The organism is Sphingomonas sp. 10B4, from assembly GCF_035019905.1.
GTDB lineage: Bacteria > Pseudomonadota > Alphaproteobacteria > Sphingomonadales > Sphingomonadaceae > Sphingomonas > Sphingomonas glacialis.
In genome coordinates, this window is sequence record NZ_JASJVC010000411.1 from 1 (window position 1) to 258 (window position 258).

General features: G+C 55.8%; 1 protein-coding gene. It reads left to right on the plus strand.

All coding sequences use genetic code 11. From position 1 onward, the window contains the following. Window positions 1–19: 19 nt before the first annotated feature. Window positions 20–258, plus strand: a 239-nt coding sequence (locus QN347_RS20300; RefSeq protein ID WP_323494475.1) for a hypothetical protein, incomplete at its 3' end; no start/stop codon positions are given.

The following is a 258-nucleotide window of genomic DNA, read 5'->3' on the forward strand; positions in this document are numbered from 1 at the left end:
GACCACGATCTTGCAATCGATGTTGATGTTGTCGAATACAGGCCCGGCCGTAATTGCCATGAATCATAATTCGGCCAATGACACGCTGGTGGTTGGCAGCAATGTCGCGAACAGCCAGAATGGCACGATTGCGATTGGCCAAGCGGCACAATCGCTGACGATAGGACAAACGGCCAACGAAGGCTTGCTCAGCGCCGGCAGCAGCGGTGCTTCGAGTATAGCGCTGACGAATGCCAGCCCAACTGCGGTGATGACGGT